Annotated in this window: 1 protein-coding gene; it reads right to left on the bottom strand. The window is 65.7% G+C overall.

What is annotated here, in order from left to right; all coding sequences use genetic code 11:
- On the bottom strand, positions 1 to 440 hold a 440-nt coding region (locus EN935_RS40160; protein WP_245489201.1), incomplete at both ends, for a LysR substrate-binding domain-containing protein.

Below are 440 nucleotides of genomic sequence, written 5' to 3'. Positions count from 1 at the left end.
GCCCCTCGCGCATCAGAATATGCTTGGTGCGCACATCCGTCAGCCGCCAGGTGCGGTAGGCGAAGACACCGAAGTCGCGTCCCTTGGTACGCTCGGACTGGTCGGTGACGACGAGCTGGGTGTGTTCACGCGCATCCTCGAGCGCCACCGGCTTCGGCAGCAGCGCCAGCGGATGGCTGGGCGCGGCAGCCAGCACGATCGACATGAAGCCGATGCGCACAAGATGCACGTCGACCTCGCCCAGCAAGCCGCCAATGCCGAGATCGGCCTGTCCGTTGACGACGTGATCCGGGATAAGGCCGAGCGAGCCGATATGCAGGCGCAGCATCACTGTCGGAAACTGCGCCTCGAATGCCTTCAGCACCCGCACCAGCACCGGCGAAGGCAGCGACGCATCGACCGACAGCGCCACTTCCGCCTCCAGCCCGTGATGGTGGCAA

The sequence above is a fragment of the Mesorhizobium sp. M7D.F.Ca.US.004.03.1.1 genome (assembly GCF_003998635.1).
GTDB lineage: Bacteria > Pseudomonadota > Alphaproteobacteria > Rhizobiales > Rhizobiaceae > Mesorhizobium > Mesorhizobium loti.
This window is presented reverse-complemented; position numbering and strand designations above follow the sequence as displayed.